24 protein-coding genes are annotated in these 25904 nt (G+C 37.3%); 6 read left to right on the top strand and 18 right to left on the bottom strand.

Annotated elements, in window-relative coordinates:
- The first annotated feature begins 211 nt into the window (after nucleotides 1-211).
- From CRN91_RS01305 to CRN91_RS01280, 6 genes are read left to right on the top strand one after another with little or no spacing between them, the layout of a single operon-like run.
- Nucleotides 212-1456 (top strand): NAD(P)/FAD-dependent oxidoreductase, encoded by a 1245-nt coding sequence (locus tag CRN91_RS01305; protein ID WP_114114657.1) that lies wholly within the window; start codon nucleotides 212-214, stop codon nucleotides 1454-1456.
- Nucleotides 1453-2217 carry a DUF1365 domain-containing protein gene (locus tag CRN91_RS01300; protein WP_114114656.1) on the top strand — a complete coding sequence of 255 codons (765 nt, stop codon included), beginning with the start codon at nucleotides 1453-1455 and terminating at the stop codon, nucleotides 2215-2217. Before CRN91_RS01305 ends, CRN91_RS01300 begins: the two co-directional genes overlap by 4 nt.
- Nucleotides 2214-3503: an SAM-dependent methyltransferase gene (locus CRN91_RS01295; protein ID WP_114114655.1), complete on the top strand. Its 1290-nt coding sequence runs from the start codon at nucleotides 2214-2216 to the stop codon at nucleotides 3501-3503. The genes CRN91_RS01300 and CRN91_RS01295 overlap by 4 nt, the downstream gene beginning before the upstream one ends.
- A gap of 2 nt (nucleotides 3504-3505) precedes the next feature.
- Nucleotides 3506-4540 (top strand): SAM-dependent methyltransferase, encoded by a 1035-nt coding sequence (locus tag CRN91_RS01290; protein ID WP_114114654.1) that lies wholly within the window; start codon nucleotides 3506-3508, stop codon nucleotides 4538-4540.
- Entirely contained in the window at nucleotides 4540-5433 is an 894-nt protein-coding gene (locus tag CRN91_RS01285; RefSeq protein ID WP_114114653.1) for a DUF1295 domain-containing protein, read from the top strand. The genes CRN91_RS01290 and CRN91_RS01285 overlap by 1 nt, the downstream gene beginning before the upstream one ends.
- A gap of 3 nt (nucleotides 5434-5436) precedes the next feature.
- Nucleotides 5437-5958 carry an SOUL family heme-binding protein gene (locus tag CRN91_RS01280; protein ID WP_114114652.1) on the top strand — a complete coding sequence of 174 codons (522 nt, stop codon included), beginning with the start codon at nucleotides 5437-5439 and terminating at the stop codon, nucleotides 5956-5958.
- A gap of 3 nt (nucleotides 5959-5961) precedes the next feature.
- Here the strand turns inward: CRN91_RS01280 and CRN91_RS01275 are convergent, their stop codons facing one another.
- The 18 genes from CRN91_RS01275 to accB form a co-directional block, all read right to left on the bottom strand.
- Nucleotides 5962-7716 carry an acyl-CoA dehydrogenase family protein gene (locus CRN91_RS01275; RefSeq protein ID WP_114114651.1) on the bottom strand — a complete coding sequence of 585 codons (1755 nt, stop codon included), beginning with the start codon at nucleotides 7714-7716 and terminating at the stop codon, nucleotides 5962-5964.
- The gene (locus tag CRN91_RS01270; protein ID WP_114114650.1) at nucleotides 7716-9329 is read right to left on the bottom strand and encodes an AMP-binding protein; all 1614 of its coding nucleotides are present in this window, start codon (nucleotides 9327-9329) and stop codon (nucleotides 7716-7718) included. Before CRN91_RS01270 ends, CRN91_RS01275 begins: the two co-directional genes overlap by 1 nt.
- A gap of 11 nt (nucleotides 9330-9340) precedes the next feature.
- On the bottom strand, nucleotides 9341-11638 hold the full coding sequence (locus CRN91_RS01265) for a 3-hydroxyacyl-CoA dehydrogenase/enoyl-CoA hydratase family protein (RefSeq protein ID WP_114114649.1): 2298 nt from the start codon (nucleotides 11636-11638) through the stop codon (nucleotides 9341-9343).
- Entirely contained in the window at nucleotides 11635-12426 is a 792-nt protein-coding gene (locus tag CRN91_RS01260; protein WP_114114648.1) for an alpha/beta fold hydrolase, read from the bottom strand. The genes CRN91_RS01265 and CRN91_RS01260 overlap by 4 nt, the downstream gene beginning before the upstream one ends.
- Entirely contained in the window at nucleotides 12426-13727 is a 1302-nt protein-coding gene (locus CRN91_RS01255; RefSeq protein WP_114114647.1) for an O-acetylhomoserine aminocarboxypropyltransferase/cysteine synthase family protein, read from the bottom strand. The genes CRN91_RS01260 and CRN91_RS01255 overlap by 1 nt, the downstream gene beginning before the upstream one ends.
- A 76-nt stretch (nucleotides 13728-13803) precedes the next feature.
- Nucleotides 13804-14478 carry a ribulose-phosphate 3-epimerase gene (rpe, locus tag CRN91_RS01250; protein ID WP_114114646.1) on the bottom strand — a complete coding sequence of 225 codons (675 nt, stop codon included), beginning with the start codon at nucleotides 14476-14478 and terminating at the stop codon, nucleotides 13804-13806.
- A gap of 13 nt (nucleotides 14479-14491) precedes the next feature.
- A complete protein-coding gene (gpmI, locus tag CRN91_RS01245) occupies nucleotides 14492-16018 on the bottom strand; it encodes a 2,3-bisphosphoglycerate-independent phosphoglycerate mutase (RefSeq protein ID WP_114114645.1) in 1527 nt (508 codons plus the stop codon).
- A 14-nt stretch (nucleotides 16019-16032) separates the two neighbouring features.
- Nucleotides 16033-17124: a redox-regulated ATPase YchF gene (gene ychF / locus CRN91_RS01240; RefSeq protein WP_114114644.1), complete on the bottom strand. Its 1092-nt coding sequence runs from the start codon at nucleotides 17122-17124 to the stop codon at nucleotides 16033-16035.
- A gap of 12 nt (nucleotides 17125-17136) precedes the next feature.
- Nucleotides 17137-17706 carry an aminoacyl-tRNA hydrolase gene (pth, locus tag CRN91_RS01235; RefSeq protein WP_114114643.1) on the bottom strand — a complete coding sequence of 190 codons (570 nt, stop codon included), beginning with the start codon at nucleotides 17704-17706 and terminating at the stop codon, nucleotides 17137-17139.
- Between the two features lie 49 nt (nucleotides 17707-17755).
- On the bottom strand, nucleotides 17756-18445 hold the full coding sequence (locus tag CRN91_RS01230) for a 50S ribosomal protein L25/general stress protein Ctc (RefSeq protein WP_114114642.1): 690 nt from the start codon (nucleotides 18443-18445) through the stop codon (nucleotides 17756-17758).
- A gap of 125 nt (nucleotides 18446-18570) precedes the next feature.
- A complete protein-coding gene (ubiB, locus tag CRN91_RS01225; protein WP_114114641.1) occupies nucleotides 18571-20175 on the bottom strand; it encodes a ubiquinone biosynthesis regulatory protein kinase UbiB in 1605 nt (534 codons plus the stop codon).
- Nucleotides 20172-20693, bottom strand: coding sequence for an SCP2 sterol-binding domain-containing protein (locus CRN91_RS01220; protein ID WP_114114640.1), 522 nt, complete (start codon nucleotides 20691-20693; stop codon nucleotides 20172-20174). The genes ubiB and CRN91_RS01220 overlap by 4 nt, the downstream gene beginning before the upstream one ends.
- Nucleotides 20694-20695: 2 nt before the next feature.
- Nucleotides 20696-21436, bottom strand: coding sequence for a bifunctional demethylmenaquinone methyltransferase/2-methoxy-6-polyprenyl-1,4-benzoquinol methylase UbiE (gene ubiE, locus CRN91_RS01215; RefSeq protein WP_114114639.1), 741 nt, complete (start codon nucleotides 21434-21436; stop codon nucleotides 20696-20698).
- Nucleotides 21437-21438: 2 nt separating this feature from the next.
- On the bottom strand, nucleotides 21439-22575 hold the full coding sequence (locus tag CRN91_RS01210) for a citrate synthase (protein ID WP_114116042.1): 1137 nt from the start codon (nucleotides 22573-22575) through the stop codon (nucleotides 21439-21441).
- A 10-nt stretch (nucleotides 22576-22585) separates the two neighbouring features.
- The gene (erpA, locus tag CRN91_RS01205) at nucleotides 22586-22945 is read right to left on the bottom strand and encodes an iron-sulfur cluster insertion protein ErpA (protein ID WP_114114638.1); all 360 of its coding nucleotides are present in this window, start codon (nucleotides 22943-22945) and stop codon (nucleotides 22586-22588) included.
- A 32-nt stretch (nucleotides 22946-22977) separates the two neighbouring features.
- Nucleotides 22978-24012: an N-acetyl-gamma-glutamyl-phosphate reductase gene (gene argC, locus CRN91_RS01200; protein WP_114114637.1), complete on the bottom strand. Its 1035-nt coding sequence runs from the start codon at nucleotides 24010-24012 to the stop codon at nucleotides 22978-22980.
- Entirely contained in the window at nucleotides 24009-25364 is a 1356-nt protein-coding gene (gene accC, locus CRN91_RS01195; protein ID WP_114114636.1) for an acetyl-CoA carboxylase biotin carboxylase subunit, read from the bottom strand. The genes argC and accC overlap by 4 nt, the downstream gene beginning before the upstream one ends.
- Nucleotides 25361-25804 (bottom strand): acetyl-CoA carboxylase biotin carboxyl carrier protein, encoded by a 444-nt coding sequence (gene accB / locus CRN91_RS01190; protein ID WP_114114635.1) that lies wholly within the window; start codon nucleotides 25802-25804, stop codon nucleotides 25361-25363. Before accB ends, accC begins: the two co-directional genes overlap by 4 nt.
- Nucleotides 25805-25904: the final 100 nt, after the last annotated feature.

Here is a 25904-nt window from a genome sequence, read left to right as displayed (position 1 = left end):
GATTATCCCATATTTTTTTTGATTTAGCAAAGACTATTTTTTGATAAAAGCCCCTAGATCTGGGGCTTAATAAAGCCTATGAATAAAAAACATGCATTGGATTAACACCCTATATAATTATGTCTTTTTAACTAAATCAACAGTAATTGTTGGTTATTATATGTTTCTAGCCTAAAAGGGAGGCGACAAACACAAAGCTGGCTGTAAAGAAATGAAAATTGCTATTATCGGAAGTGGAATATCAGGTCTAACTGTAGCCCATCTTTTATGTAAAGATTATGACGTAACTGTTTTTGAAGCCAATGACTATATAGGCGGACATACGCATACTCATGAGATAAAAATAGACAACAAGTCTTGGCATATAGATTCAGGATTTATTGTGTACAATGAGAGAACCTACCCTAATTTTATTAAGTTGCTTAATAAGCTAAAGGTTAAAACACAAAAAACATCTATGGGCTTTAGTGTGAAGTCACCATCTTCAGGGCTTGAATATTCTGGAGGCTCCTTAAACTCTCTTTTCGCCCAAAGACTTAATCTTTTAAAACCATCATTCTATGTGATGATTAAAGATATATTAAAGTTTAATCGTATTGCTGTTTCAGAGCTAGAGGGAATAAACAGAACGACTACGATAAATGATTTCTTAAAAAAACACAAGTTTAGTTCTCAATTTATTGATAACTATATTATCCCAATGGGGGCAGCAATATGGTCTACTTCAGCCTCAATGACGACAGAAATGCCAGCAGCTTTTTATATTAGGTTTTTTAAAAACCATGGCCTTCTGCAAATATTTAATCGCCCCCAATGGTTTGTTATAAGTGGTGGCTCAAAAAGCTATATTGAAAAAATAGTTAGGGGCTATAAAGAAAATATTAAGCTTTCAACTCCAGTTCAAAAGGTAAGGCGAAGTGATAAGGGCATAGAGGTTTTCTACGGAGATCACGGCTCTGCTGAGATCTTTGATAAAGTAGTTTTTGCAACACATAGTGACCAGGCGCTTGAGCTTTTAGAAGATCCAAGCCTAGAAGAAACTAATATTTTAGGGTCGCTCCCCTATCAAAAAAATGAGGCAGTATTGCATACCGACTCTAGAATACTGCCAAAGAAAAAGATAACGTGGTCTAGTTGGAATTTTTTGAACACCGACAAAAGTAAACCTGTGTCACTAACTTATAATATGAATATCTTACAGTCACTAGAAACAGAAATAGATTTCTTGGTAACACTTAATGGTGATGAACAAATTGACCCAAAAAAAATTATCAAGAGAATCTTATACCATCACCCTCTTTTCACAGTTGATGGAATAGAAGCGCAAAAGAAAAAACATCAAATAAGTGGGGTAAATAATACTTTTTATTGTGGGGCTTATTGGGGTAATGGCTTTCATGAAGATGGAGTCAATAGCGCCCTAGACGTTTGTAATTCTTTTAATAAAGCCCTATGAGCCTTTCAAAAAAACATCATTTATATTGGGGTACTATTTTTCATCGACGCCATACGCCGTTTACTAGGTTTTTTAAATACCCAATATTTATGGCATACATTGATATTACATCTTTGAGCACAACAATGAGCCCATCTTTACTATGGAATATAAATAAGCCTGCGATAGTTTCATTTAGAAGGAGTGATTATCATGGTGACCCCCAAGTTGATTTAGAAGATGCAGTTCGTTTAACTCTTTTAGAGAAAACTGGTAGAAGTTTTAATGGGCCAATTAGGCTTCTAACAAACCTGCGGTATTTTGGCTATTGTTTTAATCCAGTAAGTTTTTATTATTGCTTTAATGAGGCTGATGATAAAGTTGAGGCAATCATGGCTGAAGTTACGAATACGCCATGGAAAGAAAGATATGCATACGTAATTGAAAAACAGAATCAAACAAATAATAAGCCAAGATTGGTAGCATCACCAAAAAAACAACTCCATGTTAGCCCTTTCTGGGGAATGGACCATGACTATGATTGGTCTTTTTCTCAACCAGAAAGTAACTTGAGTGTCTACATGAGAAACTTTAAAGAAGATAAAATGGTCTTTGATGTCGCGCTTAACTTAAAGAGGAAGGTTTTTTCAAATAGGAGCCTTTTTAAGGCTATACTTCGTTTTCCATTTATTACCTTGATGGTAGTTTATAGAATACATTGGCAAGCCTTTATACTTTATATCAAGAGGGCGCCATTTTTCACACACCCAGATAAATTATGAGTTCAAATAAAAAAAATAGTTCAAAGTTATCAGTTGATGTCCTTGTTAAAGACATTCAAAAAATCCATAGAGCCACCTGGACAACTTCTATATTTAAAAACATACTTCTTAAAAAGCTCAAAGGGCTTAAGATTGGAGGCCTAACTATAATTGATGGCTCTACAGAACATAAATTTGGTGATCCAGATGCTAAGCTCCATGCTACTGTTAACGTACTATCACAAGAGTTTTATGTTTTCTTGGGAAGTGGAGGTATTAATGGTGCTGCAGAGGCTTATACCGCCGGTTACTGGTCATCAGACGACTTAGTTAAACTAGTTCAAGTGATTATAAAGAACAAAAAAATAATGGTAGGGCTTGAGTCTGGGCTTGCCCGGCTCACCAACCCTATAACTAAAATAATTCATAAGAAAAGGCAAAATACTTTGCAAGGTAGTAAGAATAATATCCTAGCTCACTATGATTTAAGTAATGACTTTTATAAGCTATGGCTTGATTCAACAATGACATACTCAAGTGGAATTTTTTTAAATAAAGGCTCTAGTATGAAAGATGCGTCCGTTGAAAAACTAGATAGGTTTTGCAGAAAACTCAAGCTTTCGAAAGAGGACAGTGTTCTTGAGATTGGAACTGGCTGGGGTAGCTTTGCAATACATGCAGCTAAAAACTATGGGTGTAATGTTACAACTACTACAATCTCAGATAGTCAGTTTAACTATGCTGCAGAATTGATCAAGAGAGAAGGGCTAGAGAATCAAATAACCCTTTTGAATAAGGACTATCGTGAACTTGAAGGGTCTTTTGATAAGGTAATATCAATAGAGATGATTGAGGCTGTAGGTTCAGAATATGTCCCAGGATTTTTTGAGAAGGCCTCTTCCTTATTAAAACAAAATGGCCTTATGGCGCTGCAGGGTATAACCTACAACGATCCTGATTTTGATGCCTATAAAAACTCAGTAGACTTTATTAGAAAATATATTTTCCCAGGCTCATGCCTTGTTTCAATGCCTCAGATTAAAGGTGCAATAAAAACAAAAACAGATTTAGCATTAGTGGATGTTGAGGATATTACAAGACACTATGCGCGAACTTTAGAGATTTGGAGAGAAGATTTTAAAAAGGTTTTGCCACAAGTAAAAGAACTTGGTTTTTCAGAATCTTTTATAAGAATTTGGGAGTTTTACCTTATATATTGTGAAGCAGGTTTTCTGGAAAACTTAATAGGCGACTTTCAATTTATTTTTGCAAAGCCAGACGCCAAAGACATTCAGATTTCATATTAAATATGATTAAGTTATTAATTAAACTTGCTGAAAAAGGAATATTGCCTGATTTTTTTATTAGGCTTGGAATAAGTAAACTTTGTGGGCAAAGACTTAAAGATGCAAATGACTTAAGCCTTAAAGCTAGGGAAGAAAAACACCAAAAATGGGTAGACATATTAATGGAAAGCCCTATTGCGCTGGTTCCTGAAAAGGCAAATGAGCAACACTATGAGGTCCCCCCAAGGTTGTTTGAGCTGGTTTTAGGCGCAAAACTAAAATATAGTTCTGGTTATTGGCCACAGGGGACTTCGACACTGGATGACTCAGAAGTTGAGATGTTAAAACTTACTAGTAAAAGGGCGGCTCTTTCTGATGGACAAGAGGTTTTGGAGCTAGGATGTGGTTGGGGCTCATTAACTTTTCATATGGCACTAACTTATCCTAATAGTAAAATAACTGCTGTAAGTAACTCAAATGATCAGAGGCAATTTATTGAAAAAAAATGTGATGAGCTTAAGATTAAAAATATTAAAGTTATCACTGCTGATATGAATGACTTTTCCTCTGAAAAGACCTTTGATCGAGTAGTTTCTATTGAAATGTTTGAACACATGCGCAACTATGATGAGCTTCTTAAGAGAGTAAGCGAGTGGTTAAAAAAAGATGGAAAGCTTTTTGTTCATATTTTCTCTCATAAGGAAATTGCCTATCCATTTGAAGACAAAGGTGAAGGTGACTGGATGGCCAGAGAATTTTTTAGTGGAGGACAAATGCCTTCTCATAAGCTTTTGACTTGCTTTTCTAATCGGATGAAAATTGAAAAAGACTGGAAGGTAGAGGGCACTCATTATGAAAAAACCTCTCTTGCCTGGCTTAATAAAATGGATGAAAATAAAAAGGAAGTGCTCAAACTATTTGAAAAGACTTACGGTAAAAATGAAGCAAGCACGTGGTTTCAAAGGTGGCGCATTTTTTTCATGTCATGTGAGGTTCTCTTTGGTTTTAATAAAGGCTCAGAGTGGGGCGTTTCCCACTATCTTTTTGAGAAGCCATAATGAAAGATAATACCAAGGATCTAATTGCCATTATTGCCTGTATTTTGACGGCCTACTTTGTTGCAAGCGCTGCAACAGTTGAGGGTGCAACTCTTTACGGAGTGCCAGTAATTCTTTTTTGTGCTGTGGTTAGTTTCGTTGTGCATTGGGTTGTTGCAATTCCCTCTCTTTTAACAAGCTCAGAAAAATATTTTGACTTTACAGGGATGATTGCAACCCTTCTAATAGTTTCTACAGCGATTCTTGCGATCTTTAGTTTGGGACAGCAAGCATCTATCCGCTCAATTATTGTGGCTATTTTTGTATCAATTTGGACACTTAGACTTGGAACTTTTCTCTATAAAAGAATAGTTAAGAGTGGAGAAGACAAAAGGTTTAGAGAGATCAAGAAGTCATTGTTAAAGTTTTTAATGACATGGACTTTATCTGCTTTATGGGTTTTCTTAACAACAGTAAACGCTGTTACCATTATTGTTTTAAATCACCAGGGGACGCTTGATTTATTTTTTATGGCAGGTTTTACTCTCTGGGTTCTAGGATTTGCTTTTGAGGCCATTGCTGATAAACAAAAAAAGAGCTTTAGTGAAATTCCTGAAAATAAGGATAAGTTTATAACAATTGGTCTTTGGTCTATATCTCGACATCCAAACTATTTTGGAGAGATTGTTCTTTGGATGGGGATTGCAATTATATCTTTACCACTTCTTTCTGGCTGGCAGCTCATAACGCTTGTATCACCAGTTTTTGTATATCTTCTTTTAACGAAAATAAGCGGACTACCATTTTTAGAAGAAAAAGCTGAAAAAAAATGGGGTAAGGATAAGGACTATCTTAAGTACAAGAGCATGACACCAATATTGATTCCTTTGCTTGGAAAAAAAAATACAGAATAAAAAATGGCCATTGAAACCCCTGAATATAAAATAATCTCTAAATATGAAGGCTTTGAAGTTCGTCATTATAGTGATATGGTTATTGCTACAACAAAAGTTCAGGCTGATTTCAAAAGCTCAACTTCTGCTGGGTTTAGAAGAGTTGCAAGCTATATTTTTGGTGGTAATGATAAAGGAATGAAAATCGCTATGACTGCCCCTGTAATTTCTGACTGCCCTGCTGAAGGACTAAATACTTTTAATATTTCTTTTGTTATGCCTAAAGCGCACTCTATGAGAGATCTTCCAGCGGCCAACACAAGTGAAGTATCAATTCAGAAAGAAAGTCTTGGTGAGGTTGCTGTACTATCTTTTGGTGGATGGGCTACGGAGTCACGAAGCATGAGCTATCAAAAAAAACTTTCAGAGCTTATTGCTGATAATAAGATTGAGATAAAAGGCGGTTATATGGTTGCTCAGTTTAATTCTCCTTGGGCACTTCCAATGTTTCGTAAAAACGAAATAATGGTTAGAATTAAAAGCTAAAAACTACTCAGAGGCAGCACATATTGTTGCGAAGTTAGCCAAATATCTCGGCAAGATAAAGTCTAAAAAGTGTTTTACAGTTTCGGTCTTTTCTTCTAAAAATTCAGAAGACACAGAGTTATTTTTAAAAGCATTTTTTGCTTTTTCTAGGCTTTTAATCATTTGCCATGCAGCTGCAATCGTGCCAAGCATCATTAGTGTATCAAAGGCAACTTTTCCAGAGTGATTGTTGTCTTCTGAGTTCTTAAGTATTAGTGAGGCTGCAGTCTCAAGATCGTCAAGAGACTTGTCAAACCTAGCTATCTGAGAACTTGAAATAAGATCTTCTAATATCTTGTTATTAGAGCACTCTTTCATCTCTGCGATTAGCTCGGTGAGTCCTTGCCCACCATCACTAATTAATTTTCTTCCAATTAGATCCATTGCTTGAATCCCATTTGTCCCTTCATAGATAGGGAGTATGCGCGCATCCCTTAAAATCTGGGCAATTCCAGTCTCTTCAACATAGCCCATTCCACCGTGACACTGAAGGCTGACAGAGGCAACCTCTTGAGCAGTTTCCGTACACCAGCCCTTTACAACAGGCGTTAAAATACCAAGCTTTCTTTTATGTTTTTCTAGCAATTCTTTTGGCATAGCGCCTCCAGAATAATCAACCTCTGCACATGCAGAATAAGCTAATGCTCTGGATGCTTCAGTTATTGATTTCATATTTGATAACATTCTTTTCACATCAGGGTGTCTAATGATTGGCCCAGGTTCTTGAAATCCTGGAGCAACGCCTTGAACTCTTTCATTGCAGAAGTTAAGTGCTTGCTGATATGCTCGTTCTGAAACCGATACTCCTTGAAGGCCAACTGTGAGCCTTGCATTATTCATCATAGTGAACATACACTGTATGCCTCTATTTTCCTCACCAACTAAATATCCAATTGCACCATCTTCTTCTCCATAGCTCATGACACATGTAGGGCAAGCATGAATTCCAATTTTATGCTCAATAGATAGTGCTTTTAAGTCGTTTGGTTGACCAAGAGACCCGTCATCATTGACAAGAATCTTTGGCACTAAAAATAAAGAGATGCCTTTAACTCCTTCAGGAGAGTCTGGCAATCGGGCTAATACTAAATGAATGATATTATCAGCCATATCGTGTTCACCCCATGTGATATAAATTTTTTGGCCACGAATTAAATAATGGTCATCTTTTGGAGTTGCACGAGTTTTAAGTGAGCCAACATCTGTTCCTGCATCTCCCTCAGTAAGATTCATCGTGCCACTCCACTCACCAGATATTAGCTTTGGAAGGTAGCGCTGTTTTAGCTCCTCATTTGCATTTAAAGTTATTGCTTCAACCGCACCTTGAGTTAGAAGTGGGCACAGACCCCATGACATATTTGCTGAATGCCACATCTCTTGAACACTGGCAGCAACAACAAATGGGACTCCCTGTCCACCATAATTAGGTGAGAATTGTAATGACCCCCAACCTCCTTCAACAAAATGCTGGTAAGCCTCTTTAAAGCCATTAGCGGTTGTGACTTTACCAGAGCTGTCAATTTTTAAACCTTCTGAATCACCAGTTTTGTTGATTGGCTCTATTTCTTCTTTTGCAAGCTTTCCTGCAGCATCTAAAACAGTATCAATTATTTCAACTGTTGAAGTATCAAGGCCAGTCTCATTGCAAAGTTTTTCAATCTCAACAACTTCCTTCAATACAAAGCTCATATCCTCAACAGGCGCTGTGTAGTTTGACATTATTTCTCCCCCAGGTTTTTAACCGATGCTCTAAGCTCGTGTTTTTGAATTTTCCCAGTCGCAGTTTTTGGGAGTGGACCAAAAACTACTTTTTTTGGTCTTTTAAATTTAGCCATATTATTCTTGCAAAATTCTATAAGCTCTTTTTCAGAAGCTTGTTGGTTAGACTTAAGCTCTACAAAGGCACATGGCACCTCTCCCCAGGTCTCATCTGGCATTGCTACTACTGCTGCTTCTCCAACTGCAGAGTGTTGATAAAGTACATTTTCAACTTCTACGGATGAAATATTTTCACCACCTGATATGATGATATCCTTCGACCTATCTTTGATTTGAATATAGCCATCAGCATAGATTACAGCTAAGTCGCCACTATGAAACCAGCCATCTGCAAAGGCTTCTTCTGTTGCCTCAGGGTTATTCCAATAACCCATCATGCAGGTGTTACACCTTATAACAATTTCACCAATTGCCTCACCATTATGAGGAACATGCCGTCCAGTTTCCTGATCAATTACACTTACATCTTCAGTCATTGGGAACCTTACGCCTTGCCTTGAACTAAGTTTGGCAAGTTCAGCTGGGTTCTTGTTAAGCCAAGAGGCCTGAGGCGCTGCTTGAAGAATATGCCCATAGGTTTCAGTCAGACCATATACATGCATAACATTGAATCCAAGCGACATCATTCCTTCTAGAACTTTGGCTGGGGGTGGTGCTCCAGCAGTCATAACCTTAACTTCTCTTGTAAAAGATTTTTGTATTTCTTTAGGGGCATTAGCAAGCATGTTTAGCATTATAGGAGCCCCTCCAAAATGAGTTACATTGTGCTGGTCAAGGAGACTAAAAACTTTTTCAGGGGCAAATGACCTAAGGCAAATAATAGTTCCAGCGAGCGCTGCCATTGTCCAGGCATGACCCCAGCCATTGCAGTGAAACAATGGAACAGAGTATAAATAAACAGGATGGTTTGGAAGGTTCCATCCAATTACGGTACCCATGCTCATTAGGTAGGAACCTCTATGATGATAGACAACACCTTTAGGCTTTCCAGTTGTTCCAGAGGTATAACTCAATGAAAGTGGGCTCCATTCATCATCTGGCATTTGCCAATCATATAGCGGGTCTCCATCCATAACAAGAGACTCATAGTCAGTTATATCTGAAGAAACATCAGGCTGTGATTCAGCAAAAGAGTCGTTAATTACTACAATTTTTGGGCTAACTGAGGCGATAGAGAGTGCTTCTGATGCAACACTAAAAAGCTCTCTATCAACAAAGAGCATCTTTGCATTGCTGTCGTCAAAAATATATGCAATTGTTGCAGCATCAAGTCTAATATTTATAGTATTTAAAATTGCTCCAGCCATTGGAATTGAAAAATGCGACTCAAACATTTCTGGAGTATTAAATGCAAGTACTGAGACAGTATCACCTGTTTTTATGCCATAATCTTTTAGGCTTGATGCAATACGCACACACCTTTCTCTTGACTCACTCCAGGTGTATGATCTGTCCTCATAAACAACCGATGGGTAGTCTGCATAAATGTCTGCTGTTCTATGTAAGAAAGAAATGGGGCTTAGTGGAACAAAATTAGCAGGATTTTTATTCATAGTCTTGACTGTTAATTTCTAAGAGTAATGCCATTATCTAGCATGGAAACAATTCTTGCTTGAGTTTCTTGAGTTTGAGCAAGAGTAATAAAGGAGGAACGCTCAGCATCTAGGATTCTTTGTTCAGAAAAAATAGTTCCAGCTTTACACTCACCACCCGACATAATTCTTCCAATTTCAGTTCCAACGGTAACATCGTGAGGAGTAAGCATGCCCTTTTTGTGGTTTACTTCAAGCCATTCAAGCATCTCTTGAAATTGCTCATTTCCAGATAGAGTAAGCGGCTCTCTTTTGGTAGCTTTTTTAGTGCTATCAATTGATGAAAGAGCAATATTCAATATCCTATCACGGTTCATATGAAAAACATCACCTGATCTTCGCATTGATAAGCCATCAGCCTCTTGTGGTGAGTTGGCTTTTCTTCCTAGACCAATATTCATAAAAGATTTCCAAGCACCCTTTTTAGAATCTTCTAGTTTTTCTGTCCAGCGATATAGCGTCTCTTTGCATCCTCCTCCAGCAGGCACAACACCTACAAAAGATTCGACCAGTCCCATGACTGAGTTTGCGTGACTGACTACATGGTCTGCATGCAGAACAACCTCAAATCCTCCACCAATAGACATACCAACAGGCGCTGCAATAACTGGAAGCTTTGAGTTTCTCATTTGCAGCATAGTGTTTTGAAAGTAAGTTAGAAAGGCATCAAGACCATCAAAGTCATTTTTTTCAAAGTAGTTTCTGACACTCCATAGACTGACTCCACACGAAAAATGCTGGAAGTCATTATGAATTATTACACCCCTAAGCCCTTTCTTTTCAGACTCAATAATGGCATCAGAGATCATATCTAAGCTTTCACTATCAAGTGCGTTAGCCTTTGAATGAAACTCAACAATTGCCGCACCTTCATACTCAAACCAACTACCAGACTCATTAGAGTTAACAGGCTTTAAGGTTTGCCTTGCCTCAGAAAATCTTAGAACACCTTTAGATCTTTGAATTGGATTCAAACGTCCAGAAGGCGAAAGGGCACTGAGTATTGAGTTTGGGCTGCTATAAAATTTTTTACTAGCGCTATTCATAAGGAATTCTGGAACCTCTTTTCCACTACTTTGAAGTCTGTTGATAAAGTATTCAATGCCTATTTCATCAATTAGCTCAAACGGACCTTTAATCCAATTATAGCCAAGCTTCATTGCATCATCAATTTGGGTAAGATCTTCTGTGACCTCTGGAACTAGAGAGGCAGCATAACAAAGAGTTTCAGAGAGTACATCCCAAATATAGAGACCATAACTACTTTTATCGTTAATAATTGCAGTTACTCCGAGCTTTTCTGCCTTATCAAGTAGGGGCATTTTTAACCGCTCATGGTTAATATAGTCACCGCTAGAAAGATCAATTACTTTCTTATCATCACCAACTTGCTTATAAAAACCCTGATCATTTTTATTTCCAGTTTGACCATTAGCAATCATTGCAGACACAAATGCAATTGGCGATGAATATCGATGAAAAGGGTCGTTCTGTGGAAGGATATTTTCAAGACTTTTAGCAACATCAGCCATGAGGTCGATACCAATTAAATCATAAAGACCAAAGACTCCAGTTTTAGGAAGGCCAAGTGGCCTTCCAAAAAAAGCGTCAGCTTCTGTTGGCGAAAGTTTGTATTCAAATGCTTTGTGAAGAGCGCACTGGATTGCAAAAACACCAACTCTATTTGCAAGAAATCCAGGAGTGTCAGAGCAAGAGACAACCCCTTTTCCAAGCATTGTTTCACAAAATGTATCAAGTGTCTCCATAACATCTTTCCTTGTTTGCTCTCCTCGAACTAGCTCTAAGAGCCTCATAAAGCGAACAGGATTGAAGAAGTGAGTAATTGCAAAGCGCTCACAAAAGCTTAGTGGCATTCCTTTTGTCAATAGGCTTATTGGAATTGTTGAGGTGTTAGAAGTAATGATCGTTGACTCTTTACAGTTATCATTGAGTTGCTTGTAAAGCGCCTGTTTAACATCCAGTCTTTCTACAACGGCCTCAGCAATCCAGTCACAATCTTTTAATTGATCAAAATGATCTCTAGTATTTCCCAATTTAATAAGTTGTTCAGCATGTTTGCTCATGAGTCCAGGCATATCTGGGTCTTTAAGTCTTTCTAGTCCTCTTTGTGAAAGCATGTTTACATTTTCACCATCACTGGGAAGATCTAAAAGCCAAACCTCAATTCCTGCGTTAGCAACTTGGCCTGCAATTCCAGCCCCCATTGTGCCGGCGCCAATAACGCCAACTTTTTTTATTTGATTTTTCATTCTGATTTTTTTAAGATAAATGATTTAATTGCATCAAGAGTATTCTTTGGAGCCTCTATCGGCAACATATGTCCTGCATTAGAAATAGTAGAGGTTTCAGCTTTTAATAAGTCTGCTAATTCTAGTCCAAATCGATAGGGCGTATTTTTGTCTTCAGTTGCAAGGATAACATGGGAAGGAATATTTACATTTTTCGCACAATTTATTCCATTTTCATATTTAGTACAGGCAATAAGGTCTTCAGCTAATGGATTTTTAGACATAATTTGTCGACCAATTCCAATAGGTTGCATCCCTGGAATGGCACTGACTCCTGCGTGTGACTTACTTCCAAATCCCCATTTGAGTAGCATATCAGCTGCATCAAGAGGTGTTTTTTTTGCTGCTTCAACCAAAGCTTCATTTACAGGTATAGAGGATGCACTTGCAACTGCAGTTAACGTTTTTAATTTATCCCCTAATACGCTAGCCGCTTCTAGAGCAACTAGAAACCCTTGTGAATGTCCCACAAGATGAATAGATTCACAGCCTGATACTTTTAATGCTTTTACAATCCACTTTCCCATGCCTTCAATAGATTTGATTGGTTCACCCTCTGAAAGACTATGACCTGGAAGGTCAGGTGCAAATACCGAGAACCCATGAAATGCAAACCATCTTGACTGGAGAGCCCATGATCTATGATCCAGACCACTTCCATGAATAAATACTACTGTTGGTTTTTTTGGATCAAAGGCACAGCCACCAGTCGCTACAAAGGCGTTGCTTCCATCTACAACAATATTCATTATGAAATAGCCTTGTCTACTGCTTTAAGACCAGCCTTAAAGTCATTAATGATATCTTCAATAGATTCAATTCCCACTGACACACGAATTAAGTCTGGGCTTGTACCAGAAGCCTTCATAGCTTCATCGTCAAGGCGCGAGTGAGTGGTTGTGGCTGGATGAAGAACTAGTGTTCTAGCGTCACCAACATTTGCTAAATTAGACGACAATTTAACTCCATTAATAAATGCCGCACCACCTTCTCTGCCTCCTTTAACTCCAAAGCACAACATTGAACCAGCACCATTTGGAAAAAGTTTTTTGGCAATTTCATAAGTTGGATTTTCTGGCAGATCTGGATGATTTACCCACATTACAGGTGACTGCTCTAAAAGCCACTTAGAGAGCTTAATAGCATTTTTTACATGTTGATTCATACGCAAAGCAAGGGTTTCAATGCCTTGAAGAAGTAAAAATGCACTATGTGGGCTCATAGCAGGACCAAAATCTCTCATAGATTCTGCTCTAATTTTCATAGATAGTGCGGAAGGACCAAACTCCTCCCAGAAGTTTATTCCGTGAAAAGGCTCATATGGCGTTGTCAGAGTAGGGTGTTTGTTGCTTGATCCCCAGTCAAAAGTTCCACCATCAACAATTACTCCTCCAACAGCAACACCATGTCCTCCAATCCATTTTGTTGCAGAGTGGATTACAATGTCAACGCCATGATCTATGGGTTTACAAAGAGCTGGAGTTGCAAAAGTAGCATCAATTACAAGCGGTAAATTATTTTTATGGGCTATTTTAGAAATCTTAGGAAGGTCTGATACCTCTAAGCCTGGATTTCCAATTGACTCACAAAAGACAAGTTTTGTATTTTCTTGAATTGCGTCTTTCAGTGCTTTTTCATCATTTATAGATATAAAAGTACAGTCAATATTAAATCTTTTAAGTGTATGTTTTAAGAGAGTAGCAGTTGATCCATATATCTGTGAAGCACTTACAATGTGATCACCAGCAGAGCAAAGAGTCATAAGCGTTACAAATATTGCACTCATCCCTGAAGCTGTACATATTGCTCCAACACCACCTTCAAGTGCAGCAATTCGTTGTTCTAAAACGGCTACAGTTGGATTCGTCATACGACTATATATATGGCCACCTTTTTCAATATTAAAAAGAGCAGCAGCCTCATCGACTGTTTCAAAAACATACGAGGTTGTTTGGTAAACAGGAACTGCACGACTTCCAAACGCTGGATCTGGCTCATAGCCAGTATGCAATGATATTGTTTCAGGACCAAAGAAAGACGACTTGCCCATAAACCCTCAGATTAAATCAAAGAGAATATTTTCTCATAATTGCTAGAAGAGTAGTCTTAAAATTTAGTATTAAGAGTTATTTTGCAAACGCTAATTCAGCTCGCATTTCATCAATCGTTGATTTGTAATTTTCGGTATTAAAGATTGCTGATCCGGCAACAAAGGTATCTGCACCAGCAGCAGAAATTTCTTGTATATTATTGATTTTAACACCTCCATCAATCTCCAGTCTAGTATGGAGGCCTCTATCATCAATCATCTTTCTAACTTCGCTAAGCTTTTGAAGTGAGGCAGGAATAAAAGATTGGCCACCAAATCCAGGATTCACTGACATTAATAAAACCATGTCAAGCTGATTAATAACATGATCAAGATAATGTAATGAAGTTGCGGGGTTAAAAACTAATCCTACCTTACAGCCATTATCTTTTATGAGTCCAATGGTTCTGTCAATGTGTTCAGAGGCTTCAGGATGAAAGGTAATATATGATGCACCTGCCTTCGCAAAATCTGGAATGATCCTATCTACAGGTTTAATCATTAAGTGAACATCAATTGGTGCTGTTACCCCATGACTTCTGAGGGCATCACAAACTAGAGGGCCTATTGTTAGGTTGGGGACATAGTGATTATCCATTACATCAAAATGAACAATATCAGCACCAGCAGCAAGAACAGCGTCTACCTCTTCACCTAGTTTTGCAAAGTTTGCAGAAAGTATAGAGGGCGCAATAAAATTTTGTTGCTTCATAGTGATCTCCGTTCTACTCTTTAATAAGGCTTTGGCCTGTCATTTCTTTAGGCTGTTCAATCTTCATAATTGCCAAGATTGTAGGCGCTATGTCTGCAAGTGTACCAAGATGTGGCTCTTGAAGCGAGACATTCTTATTTCCAATATAAATGAATGGAACTGGATTGGTAGTATGAGCAGTATGGTGATTGTGTGTCTCAGGGTTTATCATTTGCTCTACATTGCCATGATCAGCAGTTATAAGAATTTCAACACCACTTTTTTTGGCAGTTTGATAGATTTCACCTAGACACTTATCAACTGCTTCAACAGCTTTAATAGCTGCGCTGAGATTCCCTGAATGGCCAACCATATCGGTGTTTGCAAAATTACAGACGATGAGCTCATGTTTTTCTAGTTTTAATGCGGCAACTAAATTTTCAGTTAATTCAAAAGCACTCATTTCAGGCTTTAGATCATAAGTTTTAACATTAGGAGATTTGATTAATTTCCTTTCTTCTCCAGGAAGTTTTTCTTCTTCACCACCATTAAAAAAGAAGGTCACATGTGCATACTTTTCTGTTTCAGCAATTCTTAATTGTTTAAAGCCAAGGCTGGAAAGATAGAAGCCCAGAGTATTCTTAACTTTAACAGGAGGATAGGCGCTTTCTAGGCTAAAGTCTTTGTTGTATTCAGTAAGACAAATAAAATTGCTAGATTTAAAAGAGTCTCTCTCAAAGCCTTTAAATTTTGGTAAGGCCAGGGCTTGTGTTAGCTCTCTAGTTCTATCGGCTCGATAGTTCATAAAAATTATAGTATCACCCTCTTTAACAGATATGTGATCACCTATTGTTGTTGGGGCTATAAACTCATCAGTTTCACCTTCCGCATAAGCCATTTGAATTGCATTTTTTGCTGAAACTGCCTTTCTATCTCCTTTTCCAGAGGCAATTAATTTGTATGCTTTAGCCACCCTGTCCCATCGATTGTCTCTATCCATTGCATAGAATCTACCTACTATAGATACAATTCTGCCAGTTTGGAGCGTATTAATTTTTGATTCTAAAAGCTCAATAAATTCTATGGCACTATTTGGAGGAGTATCGCGCCCATCAGTAAAAACATGAACATAAACCTCCTTACACTCTTTTTGTTTTGCTAAGGCTAATACCGCATGAATATGATCCTGATGAGAGTGGACTCCACCATCCGATAAAAGCCCAAGTATATGAACAGCTTTAAGATTTTTATTGGCTTTATCAAGCGCATTACAGAGGGTGCTATTTTTATAAAATTCTCTACTTTTGATATCCTTTTCAACTCTAGTAAAGTCTTGTTCAATAATTCTGCCAGACCCAATTGTTAAATGCCCCACTTCTGAGTTACCCATTTGACCTTCTGGGAGTCCAACACTTGGGCCAGATGTTCCTAAAAGAGTGTTAGGATATTCACTAATAAAATAATCCCAGTTGGGAGTATGAGCCATTGCAATTGCATTATTTTCAGAAGATGGAGAGTAACCCCAGCCATCTAAAATCATTAGTAATTTTGTATTTTTCATTTTAAATCTAGTCGTTATACATTAAATAAAAAATGAACTACATCGCCGTCTTGCACAATATATTCTTTTCCTTCGGAGCGTAATTTTCCAGCATCTTTTGATCCTTTTTCACCCTTATAATCTATAAAGTCTTTGTATGAAATAGTTTCAGCTCTTATAAAGCCTTTTTCAAAGTCACCATGAATTTTACCTGCAGCAACTGGTGCAGAATCTCCAACATTAATTGTCCAAGCCCTAACTTCTTTTACACCAGCAGTAAAATATGTTTGAAGGCCAAGTAATCCATAACCCGCTTTAATTAGGCGATCAAGCCCAGATTCTTTCTGTCCCATTTCATCTAAAAAGCCTTGTTTATCATCATCATCTAGTTCTGCTATTTCTGCCTCAATATCAGCACATACTGCCACAACTTCACTATTTTGATTTTTTGCATAGTCCTTTAGCTCTTCTAAATGAGGATTATTGACAAAGCCTGAGTCGCTAACATTTGCAACATAAAGAACAGGTTTTGAGGTGAGTAGTTGTAAGCTCTTTATTAGTTTGTGTTCATCAGGATTAAATTCTACTGATCTAATTGCAATGCCTTCTTCAAGCTTTGGAAGAATTTTTTCAAGTAAATTTTTTAATGGCAAGCCTTCTTTTTGTCCAGCCTTAGAGTTTTTAATAGCCTTTTGATAAGACTTCTCAGCACTTAAAAGATCTGCTAAAGCAAGTTCTGTATTTATTGTATCTACATCATCAAGAGGATTAACCTTGCCTGATACATGAATAATATCTTCATCTTCAAAGCATCTAACTACGTGGAGAATTGCATCTGTTTCGCGAATATTTGAAAGAAACTGATTTCCAAGCCCCTCTCCTTTAGAGGCTCCTTCAACTAAGCCAGCAATATCGACAAACTCCATTGTAGTTGGCAATATTTTCTCAGGGGATACTATATTTGCAAGGCTTTGAAGTCGAGAATCATTCACTGGGACAATTCCAATATTAGGCTCAATTGTACAAAAAGGATAGTTTTCTGAATCTATTCCAGCTTTTGTGAGCGCATTAAAAAGTGTTGACTTTCCTACGTTAGGAAGCCCAACAATACCACATTTAAATCCCATTAAGGCTCCTCATTATTCGGTATGAAGACGAAGCATAGCATCTTCAAAATCACCATTAGCAAGTGAATCAACGACTTCAATTGCATTATTCATACTGCTTTCAATATGCTTCAATTCCGAAATGCCTGGAGAACTCAATACAAAGTCAACAACATCATCTTTAGTGCCTGGATGGCCAATTCCAATTCTTAGGCGATAAAAATTATTAGTATCAAGTGCCTTAATTGTATCTCTTAGTCCATTATGTCCACCATGACCGCCACTCATTTTTAATTTAACGGTTCCAATAGGAAGATCAAGCTCATCATGTGCAACCAAAATTTCATCAGATTTTATATTGTAATAGTTTGCGAGGCTTTTAATTGATCCACCTGAGTTATTCATGAAGGTCTTTGGCTTCAAAAGGTGAGTTAATTTATTCCCTAGAGTAATTGAACTGGACTCACCTAGAAATTTTGATTTAGCAGTAAATTGAACATCAAATTTGGTTGCTAATGAGTCAACGAACCAGAAGCCAGCGTTGTGACGATGTGTTTGATAATCCTTTCCTGGGTTACCCAGTCCAACAATTAATTTAATCATTACAACGCTTCGTTTTTATACTTATTGAGTCAATAAGAATAGTAACATTTTATTCCTCTTCTGCGTCACCATCTTTTGAATCACCTGAGTCTTCAGATTGGTCTTCACCACCCTCTGCCTCTGATTCATCTGTATCTATAATTTCTTCCTCTTCTTCTATAACCTTAGGCTCAGAAACAGAGCATATAGTTTGGTCATGAGCTTCAATATCATCATGTTGAAGTGCAGTCATAATAACGCCTTCTGGCATGATGAGGTTAGTTAAAGAGATGTGTTCACCTAGAGCAAGATTAGTTACATCAACATTAATTCCATTTGGTAGGTCTTTTGGTAGGCATGATATTTCAACAGAAACAACAAATTGATTTAGCATATTACCAAGCCTTAAAGCTTCATTTTCTTCCATACCCACAAAGTGTAATGGAGTATTAGTTACAAGAGCTTGTTTGGCATCAACACGTAAAAAGTCTACGTGATTAATAGTATTTTTAGCAGGATGACGTTGAACGTCTTTTAATACTACTGACTCTTCAAGTTTGTCAACCATTAAGTCTAAAACAGAGGTGAAAGTATGTTCATCTTCTAGAAGATGCGTAATTTCATGAATGTTAAGTGAAATCATTATCGGCTCTTTTTTCCCACCATAGATAATGCTTGGTACCATTTCTTTTTTTCTCAGGCGGCGGCTCGCACCTTTCCCCTGATCTTCACGCAAAATAGCGTTTACAGTTATACTCATTTTGAGATCTCCAATAAATAAAAAAACACCACATTAAGCGATGTAACAAATACAACTCGTCTTGCGACCAGACAAGCTGGAGGATGATTTTACCCGATATTTCCTCTTTTTGTAAGGCTTCCTTTTTAGCGTGACCTCAGCCATATAAGAAAACTTAAGCTTGAGCTAACCCCTGCAAAGAGCCACATTGACTGAGTTGCTAAAATTCCTGCAAGTATGACCAGAGACGCTGCGAATATTGCCGATCTTTGTTTTGACAAATTTGATTGGAGCTGAGAAATAATTGCTTCTGTCTGTTTTTTTGAATTTTCTTGTTTATGAGCCCCACTTTCAATTTGTTTTAAGGCGTTAATAACAAGCATTGGCAACTCTGGCAACTCGGAAACAAGTTCAGGAAGCTTATCTGAGATTTTTTTTAAAGAGCCCTTTATGCTATATTTATCTTTAGTAAGTTTCTCAAGATATGGTTTTGCAGTTGCCCATAAATCTAGATTTGGATACAAAGTTCTCCCTAGCCCTTCAATATTAAATAATGTTTTATACAGAAGAAGCAACTGAGGTTGTATTGTCATATCAAAGCGTCTTGCCTCCTTCGCAAGACTTAAAAGAACTTGCGCAAAAGAAATTTCATTTAGTGGCTTTTGAAATATTGGCTCACAAACGCTTCTAATGGCATTCTCAAACTCAAGAACATTTGTGCCTTCAGGTATCCATCCTGACTCAAGATGAACTTGGGCTACTCTTTTGTAGTCTTGGTTAAAAAATGCTAAAAAGTTTTGAGCAAGAAAATATTGATCCTCTTCACTCAATGTCCCCATAATTCCAAAGTCAACACCAGTATATTGATCATTTTTTCCAACAAAAATATTTCCTGGATGCATATCTGCATGGAAAAAATTATGATCGAAGACTTGGGTGAAGAAAATAATAACTCCATTTTCAGCAAGAACTTTAAGATCTGTCTTATTCTCTATAAGGGCCTCAATGTTATTTACTGGAGTTCCATAAATGCGTTCAGTAACTAATATATTGGAACGACAAAACTCCCAATGAACTTTTGGGACATACAGAAGGTCAGAGTCGCTAAAGTTTTTGCCAAGAAGTGAGGCGTTAGCTGCTTCAATCATCATGTTGAGCTCGTTATAAATAATCCCTTCAAATTCTTCAATTACTTCTTTTGGTCTAAGTCTTTTGCCTATTGGATGGCTTTCTGCCAAACTAGCAAATGCATACAGTAAACCTACATCACGCTTGATGAGCTTCTCAATGCCTGGCCTAACAACCTTAATAATTATTTCTTCATTGTTGTGTGTTGTGGCAGTATGGACTTGGGCAATTGATGCTGAAGCAAGTGGCTTATCATCAAAAGATTTAAATAGTTCACCAACACTGGAGCCTAGGTTTTTTTCGATAATTGATTTAGACTCTTTCTCAGAGAATGGTGGACAAGTATCTTGAAGTTTTGCTAGTTCATCACCAATGTCATCTGGAAGAAGATCCCGTCTCGTAGATAAAGTTTGACCAAATTTTATAAAGACAGGGCCTAGCTCTTCAAGTGCCAATCGAATTCTTTCACCACGCGAAAGTTTTTTACTTGGAAAATAATGCCATGGTGTAAGATATACCAAGGGCTTGAAGCTTTTTAAGAGCGAGCTTGATAAGATAAGATAATCTAGGCGATATTTTATAAGAGTCCTCAGGATGCGAAGGAATTGAAAAAAATTTCTCATTTAAAAGGCCTCTTTTTAAAAATACTTGATTTACCAGGCGCCACTAAAAGAGTGGTCAATTCATTCTTACAGCTTTCAATAATATCCAAATTGCCCTCTACTGACTTTTCTTTAATAGCTCGGAGAGTCTTGCCTAACTGGTGAGCAATAATATCACCCGTATATTGAGAAATAAGCTCCTCCATATCGATGGAAGAAAGGGCCATTAAATCAGCTAATTGTTGAGCTGTTTTAATGCTTCCATTAATTTCAATCTCATCAGTTTCAATCAGTTCTTCAAAGGAAATACCTTTAAATAAAGATAAAAAAGCTGTTTTGTTAAGTGAAATATCAACATCTACAGGTTCTTGTCCATTATTCTCAATTACAAAAACTCGAGAATTTGAAAACATAAAAAATAATTTCAAGTCAATATCATTAACCCTAATCCCAATAAGCTTGTTATTCATTCGATCAGTATTAATACTATTGGTATTAATCATATGGTTTAGCGCTTTTTCTATAGCAAGCTGAAACATTTTTAGGTTTTGATTGCTTTATGAAGTGCAACAATACCACCAGTTAGATTATGATATTCACAAAAGCCAAATCCAGCATCAAGCACCATTGCTTTAAGAGTTTCCTGGTCTGGGTGCTTACGTATGGATTCTGCAAGATATTGATAACTATCTTCATCATTTGCAAAAAATTCACCAAACTTAGGTATTAAATTAAATGAATAAAGATCATATATTTTTTCAAGCATTTCATTCTCAACTTTAGAAAATTCTAAAACTAGCAATGTCCCACCTTTTTTTAAAATGCGATACATCTGTTGAAGGGCTATATCTTTATTAGTCACATTCCTCAAGCCAAAAGCAATACTTACGCAATCAAAGGTATTATCTTCAAATGGAAGCATCTCAGCATTTGCTTGAACAAATTCGACATCAATGATGCCATGATTTATAAGATTTCTTCTGCCCTCATCTAGCATTGAGTTATTAATATCAGACAATATGACCTTACCTGAGGCCCCAACTTTCTTTCGAAACTTTATCGCTAGATCTCCAGTACCACCTGCAATATCAAGTACATGATCACCTTTAGTGACATTACTACTTGCTATTGTGTAATTCTTCCATAAGCGATGTGTTCCTAATGACATAACGTCATTCATAAGATCATATTTTCCAGCTACTGAGTCAAATACCTCTCTGACAAGGCCTTGTTTTTTTTCAACATCGACTTCTCTATAGCCAAAGTGAGTAGTCTTAGCCATTACTAACTTGAGGGGTAGTCTCTAAAGTCAGCACCAGTATATATCTGTGTTGGTCTAAAGATTCTATTATGGCTAACCTGCTCATGCCAATGAGCAACCCATCCAGCTGAACGAGCCATGGCAAAGATAGGAGTAAAGTGTTCTTTGGTAAAGTTAAATATCTCTGAATATAAGATGCCGGAATAAAAATCGACATTAGGGTAGACTCCTTTTTGTGATAATAACTCATCACAAATTTTTTCAACTTCAAGCGCTGTTTCGAAGCGGTTAGATAAGCTGAGGCCATTCTTCTTAATATAAGTTTTAATCATTTTCTCAAGAATTGTAGCTCTAGGATCTTTGGTTTTATATTCTCGATGACCCATTCCCCAAATAACTTGTTTATTCTTGAGTCTGTTTTCAATCCAACCACGGGCATTTTTTGCAGAACCAATTTCATCAAGCATTAGGAGTACATTTTCATTTGCATTGCCATGCAAAGGTCCAGCAAGAGTTCCAACTCCAGAGGCAATTGAAGAAAAAGGATTGGCAAGCGTAGACGCTGTTACCATAGTTGAAAACGTGGAAGCATTGATTGTATGTTCCGCATGTAAAATTAAACAAGCATCCAAAAGACGAACAATTTCTGGGTCAGATTCCTCTCCAAAACACATGTACATAAAATTTTCAGCATATGACATTTTGTTGCTTGGTGGAATTGGATCATATCCTCTACTGATGCGAGTCCACATTGCGACTAATGTGCTCATATTTGAAATTATCTTAATGAGTGCATTTTGGGTATAAGCAGAATCTGGATCTGCTGCACCAGCATCTGGGTAGAAAGTCGCCATCGCAGCCATTGCAGTTTGAAGCACATCCATTGAGTGCCCTGTTGGTGGAAGTGACCAAAGTAAATGACGTATTTTGCGTTTTACTTCGTTTCTTTTTTGTAAAATATTTTTAAAGTCTGAAAGTTCATTTGTTGAAGGAAGTTCACCATTCATTAATAATAAAGCAGTTTCTTCAAATGAAGAGTGTTTGACAAGGTCCTGAATAGAGTAGCCTCTGTATGCAAGTACCCCTTTTTCCCCATCAATCGAAGAGATTGCTGATTTAGTGGCTGGAACACCAGCTAGGCCTGGGATATATTCGGTCATAGTATTATTATTAAATTGAAAAAGAAGAGCCACAACCACAAGTGGTTTTAGCATTAGGATTGGTTACAACAAATCGAGCACCCTGAAGGTCTTCTAGGTAGTCAACAGTTGAACCCATAAGATATTGATAGCTCATTGGATCAATTACAAGCTCTACACCCTGCTTATTGACACCACTATCACCCTCTTTGAGGTTTTCATCAAAAGTAAAGCCATATGAAAATCCAGAGCAGCCACCGCCCGTAATATATACACGTAACCTTAAGGCCGGATTTTTCTCCTCTTTGATGAGCTGTGCAACTCTCGTTGCAGCACTATCACTAAAGACTATATCGGCTTCATCTTGAATTTCGACAGCTAGTGTAGACATTTCTCGTTAATTCCTATTTTTATAAATAACATTTAAGGCAGTAAGCCAACTTGTTTTAGGCCTTCCTGCTCATTAAGGCCAAACATAAGATTCATGTTCTGTATTGCTTGACCAGCAGCTCCTTTCACTAAGTTATCAATTACCGACATAATTACGAGTTTATTGCTGTGTTCAATATACTCGATTGAAATTTGGCAATAATTCGAGGACTTAACAGAGCGTGTTTCAGGATAAGCACCTTTTGGTAATATTTTAACAAATTCTTCATTTTTGTAGGCATTTTCGAAATAAGATTGAATATCAACATTCGAATCAAGTAAGTCGACATAAATTGTAGCCTCAATGCCCCGGATCATTGGAATGAGATGAGGGACAAATGTAAGTCCAATAGGACCTTTCGCAATAAGTTCAAGTTCTTGTTTAATCTCAGGAAAATGACGATGCCCACTAACTCCATAAGCCCTAAAATTTTCAGAGGCTTCGCTAAGAAGCATTTTTTGATTTGCGATACGACCAGCTCCACTGGCTCCAGATTTACAGTCAGCTATAATGTTTGATGGATCAATTAAATTATTCTCAAGAAGTGGCTTTAGTGCAAGAAGAACTGCAGTAGGGTAACAACCAGGATTAGCAATAAGTCGAGCCTCCTTGATTAGATTTCTTCTAATTTCAGGTTGACCATAGACGGCCTCTTTTAAAAGAGAGCTTTGAGTATGCTCCATGTTGTACCACTCAGACCATAGATCTGCATCATTAATTCTAAAATCAGCACCTAAATCAACAACCTTAATGCCTTTATTGATAAATGAGTTGGCGCTATTCATTGCAACCCCATGAGGTGTTGCAAAGAAAATTATATTACATTCATAAAGGGCTTTATCATCTGGCAATGAGTATTCTAAATCTGATATTCCTGACATACTTGGAAAAATTTCTGAAACTTTTTTACCTTCAAGTGCCCTTGAGGTAATTACAGCAACTTTGGCACTTTTATGAAGATGAAGGATGCGCAGAAGTTCGATGCCTGTATATCCTGAGCCACCAATAATCCCAACTTTAATATTCATGATTCATCTTCTCCAAGCATCTTTTCAAGATAGTGGATGTTCATTCCACCTTTTTTAAATGTTTTGTCATTCATAATTTTTCTTTGAAGTGGAATGTTTGTTTTAATTCCATTAATAACCATTTCATCAAGAGCATTTTGCATTTTAATAATTGTATTAGCTCTATTTTCACCAAAAGTAATCACTTTTCCAATCATCGAGTCATAGTGAGGCGGAACATTATAACCGTTATAAACATGTGAATCTATCCTAACGCCTAGTCCACCAGCTGCATGATACTGAGTAATTTTTCCCGGAGAAGGCATAAAGGTTTCTGGGTCTTCTGCATTAATTCTACATTCTATTGCATGGCCTTTAATCTCAACTTGCTCTTGGGTGAGCGATAATTTTTCGCCTCCTGCTATAAGAATTTGCTCACGGACAATATCAACTCCAGTAATCATTTCTGTTACAGGGTGTTCAACCTGAACTCTGGTATTCATTTCAATAAAATAAAACTTATTTTTATCAAAAAGAAACTCAAAAGTTCCAGCACCGCGATAGTTAATTTTTTTACATGCATCAGAACAAATTGTCCCAATCTGATTTCTTAATTTCATGCTAATTCCTGGGGCTGGTGCTTCCTCAACAACTTTTTGATGACGTCGTTGCATTGAGCAGTCTCTTTCACCAAGATGAATAGCATTGCCATGTTGGTCTGCTAGAACCTGCACCTCTACATGTCTTGGTGTAGTAAGAAATTTTTCCATGTAGACCTCTTCATTTCCAAAAAAACTTAGAGCCTCTGTTTTTGTTAATTCAATAGAGCCTTCCAATTCATCTTCAGACTCAACAATTCTCATACCACGACCACCCCCTCCACCTGAGGCTTTTATTATTATAGGAAATCCAATTTCCTTGGCAATCTTGACGCTTCTCTTGGTGTTTTTATCAAGAGCTCCATCCGAGCCTGGAACACAGGGAACACCTGAGCTTTGCATTGCTTCAATTGCCGCAACTTTATCACCCATAACTCTAATATTCTCAGGCCGAGGTCCAATAAAAATAAAACCACTTTCTTCCACCTGCTGAGCAAAATCAGCATTTTCAGAAAGAAATCCATAGCCTGGGTGAATAGCATCAGCATGAGTAAGTTCAGCTGCACTAATAATTGCTGGAATGTTAAGATAGCTCTTGACAGAAGGATGAGGGCCAATACAAACTGCTTCATCTGCTAATTTAACATGCTTTAAATCTTTATCAGCTGTTGAATATACAGCAACAGTTTGAATTTCAAGCTCTTTGCATGCCCTTAAAATACGCAATGCAATCTCACCACGATTGGCAATTAAGACTTTTTTAATTGAACTCATTCTATTACAATAAGAGGTTGTCCAAATTCAACGGCATCTCCATCCTTAACAAGGATATTAACAACAACTCCTGATTGATCTGCTTCAATTTGGTTCATTATTTTCATAGCCTCAATAATTCCTATAGTATCACCCTCTTTAACCTGTTGACCAATTGAAACAAAGGGCTTGGCAGTAGGTGATGGAGCTGAATAATAAGTGCCTACCATCGGTGAAGTTATAGAATTAATATTGAGTGATAAAGCTTCAGTAGTTGAGGAAGGGGGAGCAGCATTGGCTTGAGACGTTGGCAGTGGCTGTTGAATAAATGATTGAGGTTGTAATGGGGTATTGCCATATCTTGAAATTTTTACAGATTCCTCACCTTCTTTTATTTCAATTTCTGACATACCAGACTGCTCTAGAAGCTCCATCAATTTTTTTACTTTACGAATATCCATTTCCTCTCCCTTAAAATTTTTTGTAATGGGTAATTACAATAACAACAAATAATCACATCATCCTTTAAGGCATGAAATGACACCCAGTTTGTTTTTTAGC

Origin of the sequence: Candidatus Thioglobus sp. NP1 (assembly GCF_003326015.1) — a bacterium.
GTDB lineage: Bacteria > Pseudomonadota > Gammaproteobacteria > PS1 > Pseudothioglobaceae > Pseudothioglobus > Pseudothioglobus singularis_A.
Note: the sequence above shows the minus strand (reverse complement) of the source record. Positions and strands in the feature narration are given on the sequence as shown.